The organism is Marinobacter sp., assembly GCF_048269445.1.
Classification (GTDB): domain Bacteria; phylum Pseudomonadota; class Gammaproteobacteria; order Pseudomonadales; family Oleiphilaceae; genus Marinobacter.
On record NZ_JBLXIQ010000003.1, the window covers coordinates 430070 to 449537 of the forward strand.

18 protein-coding genes are annotated in these 19468 nt (G+C 58.7%); 7 read left to right on the forward strand and 11 right to left on the reverse strand.

Features of this window, described 5'->3' with window-relative positions:
* Positions 1–28: 28 nt before the first annotated feature.
* From ACN0XM_RS08270 to ACN0XM_RS08280, 3 genes are all read left to right on the forward strand, one after another.
* Positions 29–1540 (forward strand): CoA-acylating methylmalonate-semialdehyde dehydrogenase, encoded by a 1512-nt coding sequence (locus ACN0XM_RS08270; protein WP_417566451.1) that lies wholly within the window; start codon positions 29–31, stop codon positions 1538–1540.
* 28 nt (positions 1541–1568) lie between these two features.
* Positions 1569–3239, forward strand: coding sequence for a GMC family oxidoreductase (locus ACN0XM_RS08275; RefSeq protein WP_417566452.1), 1671 nt, complete (start codon positions 1569–1571; stop codon positions 3237–3239).
* A 90-nt stretch (positions 3240–3329) separates the two neighbouring features.
* A complete protein-coding gene (locus ACN0XM_RS08280; protein ID WP_417566453.1) occupies positions 3330–3950 on the forward strand; it encodes a LysE family translocator in 621 nt (206 codons plus the stop codon).
* Between the two features lie 16 nt (positions 3951–3966).
* Here ACN0XM_RS08280 and ACN0XM_RS08285 read toward each other — a convergent pair whose 3' ends face one another.
* From ACN0XM_RS08285 to ACN0XM_RS08300, 4 genes are all read right to left on the reverse strand, one after another.
* Positions 3967–4638, reverse strand: coding sequence for an NAD(P)H-binding protein (locus ACN0XM_RS08285; protein WP_417566454.1), 672 nt, complete (start codon positions 4636–4638; stop codon positions 3967–3969).
* A 187-nt stretch (positions 4639–4825) separates the two neighbouring features.
* Positions 4826–6352, reverse strand: coding sequence for a tripartite tricarboxylate transporter permease (locus ACN0XM_RS08290; protein WP_417566455.1), 1527 nt, complete (start codon positions 6350–6352; stop codon positions 4826–4828).
* On the reverse strand, positions 6352–6798 hold the full coding sequence (locus ACN0XM_RS08295) for a tripartite tricarboxylate transporter TctB family protein (protein WP_417566456.1): 447 nt from the start codon (positions 6796–6798) through the stop codon (positions 6352–6354). Before ACN0XM_RS08295 ends, ACN0XM_RS08290 begins: the two co-directional genes overlap by 1 nt.
* The gene (locus ACN0XM_RS08300) at positions 6795–7772 is read right to left on the reverse strand and encodes a Bug family tripartite tricarboxylate transporter substrate binding protein (protein ID WP_417566457.1); all 978 of its coding nucleotides are present in this window, start codon (positions 7770–7772) and stop codon (positions 6795–6797) included. Before ACN0XM_RS08300 ends, ACN0XM_RS08295 begins: the two co-directional genes overlap by 4 nt.
* Before the next feature lie 259 nt (positions 7773–8031).
* Between ACN0XM_RS08300 and ACN0XM_RS08305 the strand changes: the two genes are divergently transcribed.
* The gene (locus tag ACN0XM_RS08305) at positions 8032–9621 is read left to right on the forward strand and encodes an ATP-binding protein (RefSeq protein ID WP_417566607.1); all 1590 of its coding nucleotides are present in this window, start codon (positions 8032–8034) and stop codon (positions 9619–9621) included.
* The gene (locus ACN0XM_RS08310) at positions 9618–10301 is read left to right on the forward strand and encodes a response regulator (protein WP_417566458.1); all 684 of its coding nucleotides are present in this window, start codon (positions 9618–9620) and stop codon (positions 10299–10301) included. The genes ACN0XM_RS08305 and ACN0XM_RS08310 overlap by 4 nt, the downstream gene beginning before the upstream one ends.
* 7 nt (positions 10302–10308) lie before the next feature.
* Here ACN0XM_RS08310 and mtgA read toward each other — a convergent pair whose 3' ends face one another.
* Entirely contained in the window at positions 10309–11010 is a 702-nt protein-coding gene (gene mtgA, locus ACN0XM_RS08315) for a monofunctional biosynthetic peptidoglycan transglycosylase (RefSeq protein WP_417566459.1), read from the reverse strand.
* A gap of 159 nt (positions 11011–11169) precedes the next feature.
* Here mtgA and ACN0XM_RS08320 point away from each other — a divergent pair, with 159 nt between their 5' ends.
* Positions 11170–11682: a DUF2244 domain-containing protein gene (locus ACN0XM_RS08320; RefSeq protein ID WP_417566460.1), complete on the forward strand. Its 513-nt coding sequence runs from the start codon at positions 11170–11172 to the stop codon at positions 11680–11682.
* Between the two features lie 27 nt (positions 11683–11709).
* On the opposite strand, the gene ACN0XM_RS08325 is transcribed toward ACN0XM_RS08320, so the two are convergent.
* Positions 11710–12492 (reverse strand): substrate-binding periplasmic protein, encoded by a 783-nt coding sequence (locus ACN0XM_RS08325; RefSeq protein WP_417566461.1) that lies wholly within the window; start codon positions 12490–12492, stop codon positions 11710–11712.
* A 211-nt stretch (positions 12493–12703) separates the two neighbouring features.
* Positions 12704–13615, reverse strand: a complete 912-nt coding sequence (locus ACN0XM_RS08330; protein WP_417566462.1) for a diacylglycerol/lipid kinase family protein — start codon at positions 13613–13615, stop codon at positions 12704–12706.
* An 84-nt stretch (positions 13616–13699) separates the two neighbouring features.
* Here ACN0XM_RS08330 and ACN0XM_RS08335 point away from each other — a divergent pair, with 84 nt between their 5' ends.
* Positions 13700–14590, forward strand: a complete 891-nt coding sequence (locus ACN0XM_RS08335) for a haloalkane dehalogenase (protein ID WP_417566463.1) — start codon at positions 13700–13702, stop codon at positions 14588–14590.
* A gap of 10 nt (positions 14591–14600) precedes the next feature.
* On the opposite strand, the gene rarD is transcribed toward ACN0XM_RS08335, so the two are convergent.
* The 4 genes from rarD to ACN0XM_RS08355 all read right to left on the reverse strand — a co-directional run bounded on the left by rarD (position 14601) and on the right by ACN0XM_RS08355 (position 19441).
* On the reverse strand, positions 14601–15491 hold the full coding sequence (gene rarD, locus ACN0XM_RS08340; RefSeq protein WP_417566464.1) for an EamA family transporter RarD: 891 nt from the start codon (positions 15489–15491) through the stop codon (positions 14601–14603).
* 32 nt (positions 15492–15523) lie between these two features.
* The gene (locus ACN0XM_RS08345) at positions 15524–16411 is read right to left on the reverse strand and encodes a DMT family transporter (RefSeq protein ID WP_417566465.1); all 888 of its coding nucleotides are present in this window, start codon (positions 16409–16411) and stop codon (positions 15524–15526) included.
* 103 nt (positions 16412–16514) lie between these two features.
* Complete coding sequence (locus ACN0XM_RS08350) at positions 16515–18710, reverse strand: hypothetical protein (protein ID WP_417566466.1); 2196 nt, start codon at positions 18708–18710, stop codon at positions 16515–16517.
* The gene (locus tag ACN0XM_RS08355) at positions 18707–19441 is read right to left on the reverse strand and encodes a TVP38/TMEM64 family protein (protein WP_417566467.1); all 735 of its coding nucleotides are present in this window, start codon (positions 19439–19441) and stop codon (positions 18707–18709) included. Before ACN0XM_RS08355 ends, ACN0XM_RS08350 begins: the two co-directional genes overlap by 4 nt.
* Between the last annotated feature and the right edge of the window lie 27 nt (positions 19442–19468).

Below are 19468 nucleotides of genomic sequence, written 5' to 3' on the forward strand. Positions count from 1 at the left end.
GATTTTACGCGAATTAGTCGAGGCACCCATGACCAACGCAACCATACTGCATTATATCAATGGCGAAATATCGTCAGGTACGTCCAACCAGACTCAGGACGTGTTCAATCCGGCCACTGGCCAGGTGAGCGGTCAGGTTGCCCTCGCCAATCGCACAGATGTGGACGATGCCGTTGCCGCGGCCAATGCGGCCTTCCCCGCGTGGGCCGATACCCCACCCATCCGGCGCGCCCGAGTAATGTTCAAATTCCTGGAGTTGCTCAACAAACACAAAGACGACCTGGCCCGGGCCATCACTGCCGAGCATGGCAAGGTCTTCACCGATGCCCAGGGCGAAGTGGCCCGGGGCATCGACATTGTGGAATTTGCCTGTGGCATTCCGCAGTTACTGAAAGGGGACTATACCGAACAGGTCAGCACCGGCATCGATAACTGGACCACCCGTCAGCCACTCGGTGTGGTCGCTGGGGTCACCCCGTTCAACTTCCCGGTCATGGTACCCATGTGGATGTTCCCGGTCGCCATCGCCGCGGGCAACACCTTTGTCCTCAAACCCAGCCCCCTGGACCCGAGCGCATCGCTGATGATTGCCGACCTGCTCCGTCAGGCCGGCCTGCCCAATGGCGTTTTCAACGTGGTTCAGGGCGACAAGGAAGCGGTTGAAGCGCTGATTGAGCACCCGGATGTGCAGGCCCTGAGCTTTGTCGGCTCCACCCCGATCGCCAACCTGCTTTATGAGAAAGGGGCAAGACACGGCAAGCGTATCCAGGCCCTGGGTGGCGCGAAAAACCACATGGTGGTGATGCCCGACGCAGATCTGGACAAGGCCGTCGACGCCCTGATCGGCGCGGCCTATGGCAGCGCCGGTGAGCGGTGCATGGCCATTAGCGTCGCGGTTCTGGTTGGCGATGTGGCGGATCAGATCGTGCCACGACTGGTTGAACGGGCCCGTACGCTGAACGTGAAAAACGGCGAGGACCTGGACGCCGAGATGGGACCCATCGTCACGGCCGCCGCACACCAGCGCATTACCGGCTACATTGATAAGGGCGTGGCCGAAGGTGCCAAACTGGTGGTTGATGGCCGGGAGTTTGATGCCTCAAACACCGGGAAAGGCTGTGAAGACGGTTTCTGGATGGGCGGATCTCTGTTCGATCAGGTAACGCCGGACATGACCATCTATCGGGAAGAAATCTTTGGCCCGGTTCTCGCTTGCGTGCGAGTGCCAGATATTGCTACCGCCATCCGACTGATCAACGACCATGAATTTGGCAACGGTGTCAGCTGCTTTACCGAAAGCGGCAGTGTGGCCCGGGAGTTCGGTCGCCGCATCCAGGTCGGCATGGTGGGCATTAACGTGCCGATTCCAGTTCCCATGGCCTGGCACGGCTTCGGTGGCTGGAAGCGCTCCATGTTCGGCGACACCCATGCCTACGGCGAAGAAGGCGTGAAATTTTACACCCGCCAGAAATCCATTATGCAGCGTTGGTCCGATTCCATCGACGCCGGTGCAGAATTTGTCATGCCGACCGCCAAGTAACGGCTGAACCAGCTGCGGAGAAAGCGCTATGTCCGACAACAACAAAGCAACGGGACATCAGGAGTTCGACTACATCGTGATAGGCGCCGGCACCGCCGGCTGCCTGCTCGCCAACCGCCTGAGTGCAGATCCGGCCAACCGGGTATTGCTGATCGAGGCCGGCGGCCGGGACAACTATCACTGGATCCACATCCCCGTCGGCTACCTCTACTGCATCAATAACCCGCGCACCGACTGGTGCTTCCGCACCGAGCCGGATCCCGGGCTGAATGGCCGGTCCCTGATCTATCCCCGGGGCAAAACCCTGGGCGGCTGCTCCAGTATCAATGGCATGCTCTACATTCGTGGCCAGGCCCGGGATTACAATCAATGGGCGGAGATCACCGGCGAGGACGCCTGGCGCTGGGACAACTGCCTGCCCGACTTCATGTACCACGAAGATCACCACAGGCTGGATGACGGCGGAGACACCGATCCGGAGCACAGCAAATACCACGGCCATGGTGGCGAATGGCGCGTGGAACGCCAGCGCCTGAAATGGAAAGTGCTGGAAGACTTTGCCACGGCCTGCGTTGAAGCTGGCATTCCCCGGACCCAGGACTTCAACCGTGGAGATAACGAGGGTGTGGACTACTTTGAGGTAAACCAACGCTCGGGATGGCGCTGGAACACCTCAAAAGCCTTCCTCCGGGACGCCGAAAAGCGCCCCAACCTTACGCTCTGGCACTCCACTCACGTACTCGGCCTTGAAACGGAAGCCTCCGGCCCAGGACCCCGCTGCACCGGTGTGCGGGTGGACCGACCCAATCATGGTGAAATTATTGCCCGGGCAGACAGAGAAGTTATCCTCTCCGCCGGCGCCATCGGCTCTCCGCAATTGCTTCAGCTGTCCGGAATCGGCCCGGCCGATCTGCTCAAAGAACACGGCATTGATGTGGTTGCGGACCTGCCCGGTGTGGGTGAGAATTTGCAGGATCATCTCCAGATCCGATCCGTGTACAAGGTGAAGGGGGTCACCACCCTGAACAACATGGCCAACTCACTGATTGGCAAGGCCCGCATCGGCCTGGAGTACCTGCTCACCCGTTCCGGCCCCATGAGCATGGCGCCGTCGCAGCTTTGCCTGTTTACCCGGAGTTCTGAGGACTACGAGCATGCCAATATTGAGTACCACGTCCAGCCCCTCAGTCTGGACGCCTTCGGCCAGCCATTACACGACTTCCCTGCCATCACCGCCAGCGTCTGCAATCTGAACCCGACCAGCCGCGGTACGGTGCGGATTCGTAGCAACGACCCGAAACAGGCCCCGGCCATTGCGCCCAATTATCTGAGTACTCCGGAAGATCGTAAAGTGGCGGCGGATTCACTGCGGGTAACGCGGCGCATCGCTGAGCAACCTGCGTTCATGCAGTACCAGCCAGAAGAATTCAAACCCGGCCTGCAGTATCAGAGCGACGATGAGCTGGCGAAACTGGCCGGGGATATCGGCACCACCATTTTCCATCCCGTGGGCACCACCCGTATGGGTCGCGACGACGATAAGCAGGCGGTGGTGGACCCCCACCTGCGAGTCCGCGGGGTGGCCGGCCTGAGAGTGGTGGATGCCGGCGTTATGCCCACCATCACCAGTGGCAACACCAACTCCCCCACTCTGATGATTGCAGAGAAAGCCGCCCGCTGGATCCTGGCTGGCGAATAGGGACTGAACTGGTTGCAGTTCTGACGTTTTTTGCAAGCAACAGGCTGCTAAACTTGGCGGCCTGTTTCACTTGCAAGGGACTGATCCGCAATGACACTCGCCACCTGGCTGACCGTTGTCGCCATCTGTGTTCTCGGTGCCATGTCACCCGGCCCCTCACTGGCACTGGTGCTCAAGCAGACGCTGACTGGCGGGCGCCGCAATGGTGTCATTACCGCCCTGTCGCACGGTATCGGCGTCGGAATCTATGCCTTTCTGAGCATCCTCGGGCTGGCCGCCATCATCACCGCCTCCCCCATCGCCTTCTCGATCCTGCAATGGGGCGGAGCCCTCTACCTGGCCTGGCTTGGGGTCAAAGGGCTGATGGCAAAGCGCAAGGCCGACGAAGAGCTACCGGAACCCCCGACCTCAAAAAGCGCGGCCCGGGATGGCTTTCTGATTGCTTTCTTCAACCCGAAAATCGCCGTGTTTTTCCTGGCCCTGTTCAGCCAGGTAGTCGGTACGGACACCAGTCTGGTGGCCAAGTTCGGCTATGCCGCCACGGCTTTGATCATCGACACCAGCTGGTACCTGATCGTCGCGTGGCTGTTTTCCAATCCGAAATGGTTGGCCTTGCTCAGGCAAAAAGCCGTGTGGTTCGAGCGAGTTTTTGGTGCCATTCTGGTTGGCCTGGCAGGACGTCTGGTGTTCGGCATCCTGAACGGAAAATGACCAGTGTCTCGCCAGGCTAATCCGCCAACCTGACAATTTCGTCGTATTCGCGAATCTGAATCACGCGTTCAGCGGCCGGTTCAGAGGCCAGGCTGCACACTTCGTTGACGATGGCACTGGCCACCGTTGCCGCATCAATGCCCCGGTATTTTTCCAGCGGCCCGATCAGCGCGCGGTTGATCAGCGGCATGGCCTTGATGCCCAGCGCTTCGGCGGTTCGATGCTCCCTCCGGTCACCCAACAACAGGCTGGGGTGGTAGATGGAGAGGTAGGGATAACCAAGCTCCCTCACGGAATCTTCAAGCTCCCCTTTCACCCGGTTATAGAAGATCGTCGATGAGGACGACGCGCCAATGGCGGACATCAGAATAAAGGCCCTCACGCCCTGCGACTTGCCTAGCTCTGCTGCCTTCAGGGGATAGCCGAGGTCCACCTCGCGGAACTTGCTCTGGGAGCCGGCCTTTTTGATGGTTGTGCCAAGGCAGCAGATAATAATATCCACATTGAACAGATCCGCATGATCCGCCATTTGGCCAAAGTCGATTTCATGCTGCTGCAGTTTCTCGTGGAGGGTCGGCAATTTATGGCGGACCAGTGCGACCACCTGAGAAATTTCATCTCTAACCAGCAACCCTTCCAGCACCTTGCCACCCGTCAGGCCAGTGGCACCCAGTAACATCACCCTCATAACAATCCTTCCCCGGACAAACCCGTCACTATCCTACCAAAAACTCATCGAAACGGGGTCATCGGTCCATCTACCTCAATGGTCCACAGTGTGATCGATCTGTCCCTCTGAGGCCATAAAAAACACCGGGCAAAGCCCGGTGCAAAGACTGACAAGAGATCGTCCGGTAAGAGCATTCAAGACAGGGTCAATCGCTGACTGGACCCTCCTTCAGTGCTGCCCGCATCCGCCGGCGGAGAATTGGCCCTACCAGCGTTGGCAGCACCAGCCCGAGACCGGCCACCAGCCAGAACCCGATGGCCAGTGGGCTGGACCACAGTACCGTCCAGTCACCGTCGGACAGAATGAGCGCGTGCCCGAGGTTTTTCTCCATTTCCGGACCCAGCAGGAGGCCGAGTATGATCGGCACCAGGGGGATCTCAAGCTTGCGCAGGAAATACCCGCCAACACCGAAGGCCACCATGAAGTACAGATCGAAGGTGCTGTGGCTGATGGAATAAACTCCCACGAAGGCCACCATGGTCACGATGGGCAACAGGTACATCGGTGGTACCGAAAGCAGCCTGACAAAGAAGCCCACCAGGGGTATGTTGATTATCAGCAACAGCACGTTCCCGATCAGCAGAGCCGCAATCACGCCCCAGACAATATCGGCATGCTGGGTGAACATCAACGGGCCCGGAGTGATGTTGAGAGAGATCAGCATCGCCAGCAGCACGGCGGTGGTTCCACTACCCGGTACACCCAGGGTCAGCATCGGCACCAGGGCGCCGGAAGATGCACCGTTATTGCCGGCCTCTGGCGCCGCCACCCCCCGAATATCACCTTCGCCAAACGTGCCTTTCTTGCCCAGCACCTGCTTTTCCAGGGTGTAGCTGATAAAGCTCCCCAGAGACGCACCGGCACCGGGCAAAACGCCGGCAATAAAGCCCAGGACTCCGCCCCGAAGCTGGGTCGGAATAGTGCTGACCAGCTCCTTTAAGCTCAGGGTTATTTTGCCCACGCTCATCTTCTTGCGACCACCACCTATGCGGGCCTCAACAAAGAACAGCAGCTCGGAAATCGCGAACAGGCCGACAATGGCCAGGATAAAGTCAATACCCTCGTACAACTCCAGGATATCGAAGGTGTACCGCTGAGTGCCGGTCGCGATATCAATACCAACAGTGGAAATCATGATACCAATGGTCGCGGCAATCACCGTTTTCATCGGGTTTTTACCGGTGATACCCCCAAGGGTGGCAAACGCCAGCATGAACAGCGCAAAGTATTCCGCCGGACCGAAAGTCAGGGCGAATTTTGCCAGAATGGGCGCCAGCATGATCAGGCCAATAGTCCCGATCAGGCCGCCGGTGAACGATGCGATGGCGGAAATGGCCAGGGCGTCCGCCGCCCGGCCCTTCTGCGCCATGGGGTAGCCGTCCAGACAGGTCATCATCGCGGGCTCATCCCCCGGAATATTCAACAGGATCGAAGAGATCCGTCCACCGTACATGGCGCCGGCATACACCGAGGTCAGCAGAATCATCGCGGTTTCCGGAGGCAGCCCCAGGGTGAACGCCAGCGGAATCATGATGGCAACACCATTGGCGGGGCCAAGGCCCGGCAGACAGCCAATCAAGGTTCCCACAAAGGCGCCCAACAGTGCGAACATCAGGTTGTACGGGGTCAACGCCACCGCAAACCCTTCCATCAGAAAGCCCAGGGTTTCCATCAATTCACCTCCAGCAGGCCACCGGGCAGGCTCAGGTCCAGGCCGTAGTTAAACAGCACAAATACCACAACTGCACTGATCAGGCCGGTGAGGAAAGCCCTGACGGGTGTACCACCCATGCGCCAGCTCAATGTACCGACGGCCAATGTCGTGGAAATCACAAAGCCCAGAGGTTCCAGAAGCAGGGTATAAATCACCAGCACGACCACGGAAATTGCCAGCTCCAGTGCGGACTTGCCTACAGGCCAGCGCGCGTCCGGATCCGGCTTGATCATCAGGTAAAGGCTGCCAGCCACCAGAACCACCGACAGAATGGTAGGGAAGGTTTCGGGCCCCACGCCCTCGGCACCGCCGAATGGCTCGGGCCACTGTTGGGCAGCCCAGCCATAGGCAACGGCGAGGACCAGAAGGCCCAGACCGAGTATTCGATCACCAGCGCCTGTCATTTCAGCAGACCGATTTCGCGGGACAGTTGTTCGATCTCCTGAACCTGGTTTTTGACAAACTCATCAAACTTGTCCGCCGGCGGATGGAATGGAATCAGGCCATTGCTCTTCATGACCTTCTTCCATTCCTCACTGGCATACAGTGTGTCCACGGCGTTGACCCAGTATTCCCTGGCCGCCTCATCCGCTCCTTTGGGCATGTAGAAGCCGCGCCAGTTCGGACCAACAGCCTCGATACCCTGTTCTTTGGCTGTCGGAATATGGTTGAACTTACCGGGCAGGCGCTCGTCTGCGAGCACAGCCAGTACGCGCAGGTCCCCCGATTCCATGAAACCGGTGGCTTCGGAGATATCTCCGGTAAAAGCATCAACCTGACCGCCGACCACCTGGGTCATAGCCTCACCACCGTTGTTGTAGGACAGGTACGGAATGCGCGGCAGGTCGTCTGCACCCGCGGCTTTGGCGGTAATCAATACCTTCAGATGATCCCAGCCACCCCGGGCACTGCCACCGGCGAATTTGACGGATCTGGGATCGGCACTGACAGCGGCCATCAGGTCGTTCAGATTCTTGTATTCGGAATCCCTGCCTACGGCGATGACGCCGTAGTCGGCGCCCAGTGCGCCGACCCAGGTCACCATATCGGCGTTCATGCCGGGAAACTGTTTCTGTGCCAGGCGTGTGGTGGTGGCGGTGGACGCCGCAACCAGCAATTTATTTTCTTCGGCACGCTTGCTCACCGTGTGTGCGTAGGCCACACCACCGCCAGCACCGGCCATATTGACGGTTTGTACACTGCCATCAATCAGACCAAGTTCCTGCATCACATTACCCGCACTGCGGCAAGTAAAGTCCCAGCCGCCACCGGGATCAGACGGCGCGATGCACTCAACTTTTCCGGATGGCTCCCAGGCCAGGGCAGACATACTGACGGCGGCCGCCGCCACAAAAGACAGGGTACGTTTGATCAACATTGTGTCACCTCATGTTTGTTTTTGTGATCGCTCCCGAGGCAGGCCTGTTGGCAAGGCCAATGGGGCGACTCGCATACAGGTTAAAGGTGGATCGGCACGGTCTAGAAGTTTGTGGTCGTAAAACCTTTAAAGAAACTAATGGCCGTTTTGTTCATAAAGTTCACGGGCAATCATTCCCGGCGTGAATTACCCTGATAATCAAACGACAACAACATCAGCAGTCCGCACCGTGCTTAGAAAGACCAAACTCAAAACCCGCATGATTCTTACACTCGGGCTCGTCGGTGCCTTGCAGACAGTCCTGATTGGTGTCTTTGCCGGCTATTATCTGAGTGAATCCCTGTACGACGAGATCGGCCAGCGGGCCTTGATGGTCGCCAAGACCGTGGCCGCCACACCGGCGGTCATTTCCGGCATCCAGAACCGGAACGTCGCGGAACTCAACCACCTGGCGGACCGGCTGGCGGACACTAACGAAGCCCTGTTTATCGTGATCGGCGATCACAACGCCATCCGCCTCGCCCACCCGGACCCGGCTCGCTTGGGCCACTCCATGGCCGACGACGACGGTGATTACGGCCGCCAGGCACTGGTGCACGGCGAGGCCTACGTAGCTCGGGCCATGGGCAGCCTGGGTGAGTCCGTGCGCGGCAAGGCGCCAGTGATCATTCCGGACACCGGAAAGATTATCGGCATCGTGTCGGTGGGTTACAGCCTGGCTCAGGTTGAGGCCACCATTGAGCGATACAATTTTGTGCTCTATGGGGTCATTGGAATGATGGTGATGATCAGCATTGTTGCGGCTATCGTGATTGCCGGCCGGTTCAAACGGGCGATTTTCGGCCTGGAACCGGAAGAGATCGCGCGACTGTTCCGGGAACGGGATGCCACCCTGCAGTCCGTTCGCGAAGGCATCATTGCCATCAACCGGGAAGGCCTGATTACCACTGTCAACTGGACCGCCCTGGACACCCTGGGGCTGGAACCGGAAACGCCCCTGGCCGGCCAGCCGATTTTGTCGGTATTGCCGGAAAGCGACCTGCTGTCAGTGCTGGAATCCGGGATCCCGGATTTCGACCGGGAAGTGTGGCTGCGGGGCCGGCAAATGGTTGTGAACCGGCTGCCGGTGCGTGAAGGTAGCGACATCATTGGCGTGGTGGCCAGTTTCCGTCTGCGTGATGAGGTGGATCAGGTTAGCCGCCAGCTGACCCGCATCCAGCAATACGCCGATACCCTGCGCAGCCAGACCCACGAATACTCCAACAAGCTGCACACCATTGCCGGCCTGATCCAGATTGGCGCCACCGACGAGGCCATGGCCCTGATTGGCAGTGAAGTCAGTGATCACCAGGCGCTGCTGCACCTGCTACTGGAAGCAGTGCCCGATCCGGTCCTGGCCGGCTGCCTGCTGGGTAAATACAATAGGGCACGGGAAATGGGCCTGCACCTGGACATTGATCCGGACAGCCAGATGGCTGACATACCCGAGAGACTGCCCAGAGATCAGCTGGTCAGTGTAGTTGGCAACCTCATCGACAACGCCCTGGAGGCGACCCGGCTTCATACCGGCGAAGGGGGCCGGGTCCAGCTCTCCATGACCGATCTGGGGCAGGAATTGATTTTCGAGGTGGAAGATCAGGGCCCCGGTATTACCCAGTCCGCCCAGCAGGAGATCTTCGAGAAGGGGGTCAGCAGCAAGGAGGGCGACGAACACGGTATTGGGCTGCACCTTGTGCGGCTATTCCTGAACCGCTGGGGCGGCTCAGTCACGGTTGAGAACCTGCCCACCGGCGGCAGCCGCTTTACTCTATACTTACCTAAAACACCGGACGCGAGGACAACCCGTTGACCCCCATTCGACTCCTGATCATCGAAGATGACCGCAAAATAGCGGAGATTCAGCGACGGTTTGTGGAACGACTGGAGCAGGTCGAACTCTGTGGCATCGCCCACACCCTGGCAGACGCGCGGGACCAGATTGATGTGCTGGCTCCGGACCTGATCCTGTTGGATGTGTACTTTCCCGATGGCAATGGCCTGGAGCTATTGCGGGAATTGCGGGCTTCGGACAGCAGCAGCGATGTCATCCTGATCACCGCCGCCAAGGAAGTCGACACCCTTCGAAGCGCTCTCCGGGGCGGAGTGTTCGACTACATTCTCAAACCGCTGGTCTTTGAACGCCTGCAGGAGGCCGTCAACCGTTACCGTGAACACCTGGAGCGGCTGTCCGGTCTCCGCCAGGTTGCACAGAAGGAAGTAGACGCACTGCTACCCCGGAGCACCGTTGATGACAGCCACCCCGGGGACGATCGCCTGCCCAAGGGCATTGATGCACTGACCCTGGACAAAATCCGGGAGGTGATGGCCAGCGGCGACCACCACAGCGCCGAGGAAGTGGGCAACGCCATCGGTGCCTCCCGAACCACCGCCCGCCGCTATCTGGAGTTCCTGGTTGGCTCCGGGGAATTGTCGGCGGAAGTCACCTACGGCAGTGTCGGCCGCCCGGAACGGCGATACTGTGGGCGGTGACACTCATTTACTCATATAGTCCCTGCAGGTAGCGCAGCCCGGACAACTGCGTCATCTGCCCGCGGATCCACATTACCCGCTCCCAGACATAAGGCGACGGATCCGCGGCATTCAATACCCGCGGATTGGGCAGTACCGCTGCCAACCGTGCTGACTGGCCAGGCGAGAGTTCACTGGCGCCGATACCGAAAAAGGCCCGGCTGGCCGCCTCCACGCCGTAAATCCCCGGTCCGAATTCAGCAACGTTCAGATACACCTCCATGATGCGCCGTTTGGGCCACAAGACTTCCATGGTTAGCGCCAGGCCGGCCTCCAGCGCCTTGCGCACGAAGCTGCGACCGTTCCAGAGAAACAGGTTCTTGACGGTCTGCTGGGTAATGGTACTGGCGCCTCTCAGCCCCTCACCGGCGCGATGTTCCGCCAATACCTTGGCGATGGCATCAAAGTCTACGCCCCGGTGGTACGGGAAACGCTGGTCTTCGCTGGCGACCACCGCCAGTGGCATCCAGGGGGAGATATTACCCAGCGCCACCCACTCCTGCCGAAGTTCAGTGTCAGGATTGGCGATGACGTGCCCCAGCATGAACGCCGAGGTGGGCGGGTTCACAAACCGGAACAGTAGTAACAGGGCAAGCAGCAACAGCACAGCGCCCGCCAGTGCCCAGCCAAGCGTAAACAGGGATTTTTTTACTATGGATTTGCCAGCCACCGCACCACCATCGAATGAGAGTTGACTATTATCAATATCAGGCCACCAGTATGTCGTGGTTCCGGTCGCCTTTGAATTACACCTGATTCAGGCTGCCAAAGCTCATCGGAGCAGACTGGCTGCACGTATTAAGAAGAGAATGCAATTGAGGCAATGCCCATGGTGGAGCGCATACCACGCCCGGATGGCCTCCGGCTAATGCTTACTCCGAACCGTTCCCTGAGCTGGCACGGTAACGTCAGGGTCTGGCTCGGCCTTTTGGCTATCTCCGCCATCATTGCCACAGGCTTCAGTCTGGCGGGCGCCTGGGTCATCATTCCTTTTGCCGGCCTGGAACTGATCGCACTGGCATCCGGCATCTACTTCACTTCCCGTGCCTGCCAGCGACAGGAGGTGGTGACCATCAACGATACAAATATTCACATCGAAAAAGGCATGAAGCAGAAACAGGCGGAGTGGACTCTACCGAGACGGTACGCCCGCCTCCGGCTGGAAGCACCGGTGCATCCGTTTGCACCGGCGAAACTGTCTCTCACCCATCGCGATACCAATGTGCCCCTCGGGCAATTCCTTAACATTGACGACACTGCCATTCTTGTCAACTTGCTGGAATCCAGTGGTGTGGTGGTGGACCGCAGAGAGCCCGATCCGCAGATCGGGCTCTGGTTCTGAAAGCACTTCCAGACTAATCCGAGGCCCTTACTCGTAACGAGCCACAATCTTTGCGATTTCGCCGGCACTGCGCGCCTTATCCAGCGCCTGCTGAAGATCTTCAATAATGGCCGGGTCTGTATTGGTGCTGAAGGCGAGGTACATAGGCGTTTCCCGGAAAACCAGCACCGGCTTCAGGCCAGTAATCCCATGTTCTTCTTGCGCCACCAGCGGCCCCACCAGGCCGTCGGTCACCCAGAGGTCGGCCTGCCCCAATGTCAGACGACGGGGGTTCACATCACCCGACATGCCCATCACGACATTAAAGCCCTGATCCACCAGGTACCCGGACATGACATCGCCCTTGTACCCGGCGATTCTCAAGTCCTTGGCATCTTCGAGGGAGTCCAGTGTGATGTCGGAGTCCGGTGCGGCAAATAACGTCCATTTAATGGACGCCAAAGGCCCTACCCACTGGAACTGCTCTTCCCGCTGGTCTGTCCGGGCCGTGCAGAAAAGCCCGTGATTCTCCCTGTCCTGAACCCAGTTGTAGGCATAGCTCCAGTCGCGCATCTTCATCACGTAATCGTAATCCACTCGGGCGAGTATGGCCTTCACCATATCGGTACAGATACCGGTAATGCCGTCTTCGCTGTGGGCGAAACCTTTTCCTGACTCGGAAGCGTTATAGGGCGGGTAGTTTTCAGTAAAAATATACAGGCGTTCAGCCGCCAGAGCGGTATGAGCAAGAGCAGACAGTGTGAGCGCGATCAAGCCGTATTTAACGCCTTTTATAACCTTTGAGGGAACCAATACACATTCAGAGGGCATTCTCTTGTCCTTTTCGACGATTCAGATGGAATGAAGATCGAGCGCCTGGAATCAATTCAGTGATAGCCATAGGCCGCAAAACGGCTGCAAAATCGACACCTTGGTATTTTGTGTCAGCGATTGTGGTTGATTTTGCCAGTACTACCCATGATTGCGCGTCCTGCCGGAAAAGTCAGTGACAAAACGTATCTGAAAATGACAGGTCGAGCGGTCAGAAAGAGCCGAGAATTCCGTCATCCCCACCACTGGCAGCTGAGGTGCTGACCACTCTTGGCCCGATAACACTCAGACTGCCCCTCGAGCAGGTTACGTCCAGCGGCGTTTTGGAGACCACATCACCATCGGCCGTTACCGTTTTGGGCTTTCCGGTATGCACTGAACAGTGCTGGCCTTTCATATGAACCATGGTGCTGGTGCGCTTGGGCGCCCGCTTGTTAAGGCGCACCAGCAGGAAGGTGAACAGAAGCTGGAAAAGCGGACGGGGCCTGACTGCGATAACGTCCAGCTGACCATCGTTGGCCGAGGCTTCGGGAATCTCATTGCCGCCGCCAAAAAAAGCGCCGCTGGCCACAGCAACGGTAAGCCACCGTCCTGAAACCACAGCCTTATCACAACGAATGGTCGCCCTGAAGCCGCGCCTGGCATTCAGTCGGCGCAGCAATTCCACAACGTAACTGAAACGGCCGAGTAGTCTTTTACCGGCGCCGCCGGACTCGCGTGCGGGCAGGGTCCCGATGCCCACGTGGGCCACGTTAAGGAAGATACCCTCACCATACTCCGCCACATCCACCCGTTGCGTCGTGCCGCCGGCGATCAGTTTACACAAGGCGTCCGGCTCACCGGGAAGCTCAAGATTCCGGGCAAAATCGTTGGCAGTGCCGGAAGGCAGGATGGCCAGGGTGGCGCCTTTTTCCCGGCACAGGCGAGCCCCCATATTCACCGAGCCGTCGCCGCCAGCGATGATGACCGTATCCTGGTTCCGGACGCGCGCCGCCCAGTCCATGTCCTCGAAATCACAGGCTTCAGGGTCCGGAATTCCGGCGGCCGCAAGGTGCTGCAGCCAAAATTCACGGCCCCGCTCACCATCACCCGCTTTCGGGTTGCAAACCAGCCAGTAGGTCATTGAACTTGTCTCTCCCTTGACACGGAACCCGGGGTGGGTTGCCATAGCTATTCCCTCACAATAATGAACAACAAGGCAAGTGACATGGATTTCGTCAGAACTCCGGAAAAGCGTTTTGAACGCCTGCTGGATTATCCCTTCAATCCGCATTATGTGGAGTTGGGGGGGCTGCGCATGCATTACGTGGATGAAGGCCCCGCCGAGGCCAGCCCCGTCCTTATGATGCACGGTGAACCTTCCTGGTCTTATCTATACCGCCATATGATTCCTGTCTGTGCGGCAGCCGGCCATCGGGTGATCGCGCCAGACCTGATTGGCTTCGGCAAGTCCGACAAACCGACAGCTATCAGCGATTACAGCTATCAGCAGCACATGGACTGGATGCAGGCATTTATTGATGACCTCGGCCTGACCGATATCACGCTGGTATGCCAGGACTGGGGTTCCCTGCTGGGTTTGCGGCTTGCGGCAGAAAACCCGAGCCGATTCAGGGCCATCGTGGTAGGTAACGGCATGCTGCCCACCGGAGACCAGAGAGCGCCACCGGCGTTCAAGATCTGGAAAAACTTTGCCCTGTACAGCCCCTGGTTCCCTGTAGCCCGGATTATCAATACCGGCTCATTCCGGAAACTGGGTCCTGATGAACTCCGCGCCTACAACGCTCCCTTTCCGGGCAAGAAATACAAAGCCGGTGCCCGCGCCTTTCCGCGCCTGGTTCCAATGCACCCAAATGACCCTGCAAGCGAGGCCAACCGTAACGCCTGGAAAGTTCTGGAGCGCTGGGAAAAGCCCTTTCTCACCACCTTCAGCAACGGCGACCCGATCACCCGTGGGGGTGATGTCTATATGCAAAAGCGAATTCCGGGCGCAAAAGACCAGCCCCATGTAACCCTGAAAGGTGGTCATTTCCTGCAGGAAGATTCGCCAGTAACTTTCGCCCGGGCGATCAACGACCTGCTCGCCACCCTGGCCTGAAGACTTCCCTTCAGTTCTGGCCAGCCACTACCCGGGGCCGATAGTGCCAGGACGACCAACTGTAGAGGCCAAGGGCTATCCAGATCACCACAAAGCTGGCCAGCTGGACTTCGCTCAGCGGCTCCCCGAAAACCAGAAGGGCGATAAAGAACTGCAGGGTCGGATTGATGTACATCAGGAAGCCGACCGTCGCCAATCGCAAACGCCGGGCGGCCCCTGCGAACATGAGCAACGGGATGGCGGTAACGATGCCGCTTGCCATTAGCAGGGTTCCGATATAGGCACTATCGCCAAAACTGGAGACCCCTTCTCCCACCAGCCAGCCAAAGGTGAGCAGGCCCACCGGCAGCAGTAACAGGGTTTCCACGAACAGGCCAGACAGGCCATCAAGAACCACCTGCTTCCGCACCAGGCCATAGGTACCGAAACTGGCTGCCAGCACCAGGGAAATCCAGGGCAGCTCTCCCAGAAGGATGAGTTGGATCAGGATACCAATACCCGCCAGAATCACGGCCGCCATTTGCCATGGCCCCATCCTCTCTCGAAGCACCAGCATGCCCAGGGCCACATTCACCAGCGGGGTGAGGAAGTAACCGAGACTGGCCTGCAGAACATGCCGGGTTTCCACGGAGTAGATGTAAATGCCCCAGTTGATTGCAATAAGCACGGCACAGGCCAGTACCCGCCAGAGCTGGGCCCGATTACCGAGGGCCGCCCTGACGGCCGGCCAGCGCCGCAAACCGCTTATGACCAGGGCAAGGAAAACGCAGGACCAGATAACCCGGTGAATCAGGATTTCAAACGCCGGCACGCCTTCGAACAGCGCGAAGAACAATGGAAAACAGCCCCAAATGGTATAGGCACTGAGGCCATACCAGACGCCTTTGGTCACTTCCGTCATGCTTTAGCCATCCCCGGGAATCCTTGTCCTTGTTAAGCCGGTTTTTTCTGGGTAACCACCAAAGCCACGCCGACAATCGCGATCAGGCCGCCCGCCATGGCAAGCCCGCCGAGGCGCTCATCAAACAATAAATAGGCTTCAAGCGCGGTTACCGGTGGCACCAGGTAAAAAAGACTGGCGACCTGCGAGGCGGCGCCTTGACGGATCAGCCACATCAACAACAGAATCGCGCCGATCGACACGCCGAACACCAGCCAGGCCATGGATAATTGCAATTGCAGACTCCACTCGACTTCCCGGGTCTCGAGGGTGAAGGCACCGACCGCAAAGAAGGTTGCCGCGGCGGCATACTGAATCATGGTACCGGCCACCAGGTCTGCCCCGGTCCCATGGCGCTTCTGGTATACCGTGCCCAGGGATATACCCGTCAGCGCAAAGAGCGCCCACAGCAGGCTCCAGGGTGAGAAGCCCGACCCGGCGCCGTTAACACCGAATTTTTCCAAAAGAACAAGGGCGACACCCACCAACCCCAGTGCCAGCCCGACCCACTGCCGGCCACTGACCGATTCTTTGAGAATAGCGACGGCTGCGGCCGCGGTCACCAGCGGTTGCAGGCCCACAATCAGCGATACAATCCCTGAGGCCATGCCCCCCTGAATGGCGTAATACACGCCACCGAGATAGCAGCCGTGTACCAGCACCCCGGTAACCGCCAGATGGCCGGCACCACGCCAGCCAGGCCAGCGGGTCTTCATGATCCAGGCCAGACCAGCCAGCAGCACCAGCGTCATCAGCATGCGGAGCAGCAGCAGAGTAAAGGGCTCAGCAAACGGCAAACCGTACTTGGCGCCGATAAAACCAGTGCTCCAGAGCCAGACAAACAATGCAGGAACAAAAAACGAATAAAACAATGAGCGCATGTGTTGCAACCGGATTCGATGTATCTGTCAGTCAGCTTACTTTATAAGTTAGCAGGCAAACAAAACAGATACAGGAAACCGGTTTCACGACCAGCACAGATGGTCACGGATGAACCTCCGGCAGCTTCACATCGATGGTGGGCTCATCTTGATGCCAGTGCCCTTCCCAAGTCACTTCAGGCGCACCACCTGGCTTGGGATCAATGGTTATGAATATGGTTCCGAAACTGGTCGGTGCTGGGCCAAAGCGGATGGGTTTGTCCTGTTTCAGCCAGCGTGTGGGAATGCCCGCACAGAGAATCAGCCGATCGCCCTCCTCCCGCACGAAGCAATTGCGCACCATCAGCACCCACTCGGCCGATGCCCAGACATGGTGCCCATCCCCCATACAGCCACCTCCGGTACCGGGGTGAATGGCCTCTGGCCACTGTCCGGTTGGCGATGCCAGCCTGGCGACGGCATCCACCAGCGCCAGATAACGGGGATCCCCGGCCCGCAGCAAAATCTGCGCGACATGAAGGGTCAGGTAGGCATTGAGACCCGAGTGAATCATGTCCTGGTAGAACGCCCCTTTCACAAAGCAGGTCTCAAGCAGGAATTCCACACAGTCCAGCAACCTTGGGTCATCCGCCCTACATAGCTGAGTGGGATACCCTATAGCCAGGGAACCGATGGCGCCTGCGTCCAGCCGACGGTAGGGGGAGGCCGGCATGCCCGGGCGTTTCAGACGCTCCGCACATCTCGCCAGGCTGCGATCGACCGCATGGGCAAATTCCCGGGCACCCACACCAAAGCGTTCGCTGCCTTCCGGATCCACCGGACCGAGCAACGTCTCAGCAGCCCGCAGGCCAGCAATTCCCCAGAAATCGTCCCAGTAATAATAGTCATTGGGCCCCAAGTGCTCGGCGCTGAAACCGGCCGGCAACAAACCTGCATGGGGCTTGGCCAGGGCATCGCTCAGACGCTTCTTCTGGATCCAGCGGGCGCCTTTGCGCAATGGATCCAACCATTCCCGGTGCAGGGGCCGACCGGTCAGCTCGTGGAAACGCCTCAAAATCCAGAGCACCTCGCCGTTGGCGTCCCACTCTCCTTCCTGGGACCGGAAGTATCCGTTGTTCAGCTGTCGGCCGGGAAACTGATTCAGCGCCCGCTCGGCTCGGTCCGTCAACCCCGCACAGAGCAAAGCGTGGATAATAAAGGCAGCATCTCGAAACCAGAAGCGCTTATAGGTGTAGGGCCCGGGATAGACATCCTCTGGTGAGTGCAGCACCAGAGAATGAATGGCCGCATCGTAGAGGAACTGCCAGGTTTCATCCGGGCATTCCAGCTGAGCATGCCCCTTCAGGGCACTGAACCAGCTGCCCGAAGAAAGTGCCGGAACCGACTCGGCCGATAGAGGAACCCGCACGGTAAGCTCCGAAACCTCTCCGGCTCGCAATGGAAACAGAGCCGCCGCTGTGACCATGCCGACATCGCATTTACCGTGACTCTGGTCGTCATTGTCCTGGAGGTGAATCCGTACATCGCCCTGCCGATAGTCCGAGACATGATGGCGCTCGGCCGGCCGACTGAAGAAAACCGTCTGCTTCCCGTCAACGGTCCAGGCATCCCGCTGCCCTGACAGACTTACCCGATTGATAAAGCTGATGCCCTCCGGGTTTGCCGGCCTCAGCGAGAGTACCAGGGAGCCAGATGTTTCCGACCTGGCTATCAGGACCAACTCACAGACCGGCTTGCCGTTTTCCACCACGACCCGGGAACGACTGGTCAGACTCAACCCATTCAGCTCTGAATCGGTCACTATACAGGGGCCACCCTCAAACTCCTGACGCTGCCGGGCGGTCTTGCTGCGGGAGGGCAGCAAGCAGCGGCCGTCGTCGGCCAATACCCAGGCATCCAGAGACCAGCCGTCATAGAAAGGTGTCAGAAGGCCCCGGGGGTCAACAACCGGCAACTCGACCACGTCAGGCTGCCCGATAGCCGTCCAGTTACGGTTGCTCAGGTTGATATGGGTAATGGAAAACGCCCGGGGAATAAAGGCTATATCTCCGGGATCAAACTGCCGCTCAACCCAGTAAGGCCAGACCCAGTCCAGGTTATGCTGAATCACCCGGCTGTTTATCAGTCCCCGGGCATGAAACACCACTCCGGCTCTCAGCAATTCAATCGGTTCGCCAACCTCTGAAGGCTGGGCAAAACTGTGCAGCTTTGCCAACAGCGCTATCGGATCCAGAAAACCATGCCGATGGGCCATCCGCTTCACCAGATACCGCCAGGGCAACCAATTCATCCAGCTCATTGGCCCGTCTCCCGCTCCGCTGGCTCGGTTTCAACCCGGTAACGGGCCAGTGCCTGCCGGGCAAGGCGGTTCAGAAACACCACCGCCAGTACTGTGCCTACGAACCCGGCACCATATATGGCCCACTCAAGCGGCGTACGACCGGACTCCCGCTCGCCAAGAGTCGTAAGATCCGCTGCAAGGGAGCCCAGGTACACGTTATGGAGCGAGAATGGAATAACACCCAGAAATGTCCCCGCAACGAACCCGCCAAACGAAAAATTGGTGAGACCGAACAGGAAGTTGGAAAGTTTTCCCGGAAAGAAGGGGATCAGGCGAGTCAGCAGCACAATTTTCCAGCCATGGGGCGCCATCTCATTGCTCACCATGGAGAGCCGTGCTCGATTGCGAATATAAACGTGGGCGTGTTCACCAAGAAAATGCCTCGCAATCAGGAAAGCAATCGCGGCCCCCAGCGTGGTTCCAATCACCACATAGGTCGTGCCCTCAACAACGCCAAAAACAAAGCCCGCACCGGTGGTCAAAAGCACGCCCGGGAGCAACAGCACCATGGCGAGCACCATGATGCTGATAAACAGAACGGCCGCCCAGGCACCCTGGGCATCAAACCAGCGCAACAGGTCGACAACCTGCTGGTGAACACCGAGCGCATAGAGCAGACCAACAATCAGTCCGACTCCGGCGATGCTGCCACCCATCCACAGCAGGGGTGATTTTTTCCAGTCACTCATGCGTTAACCATAACGCGAGAGCACACC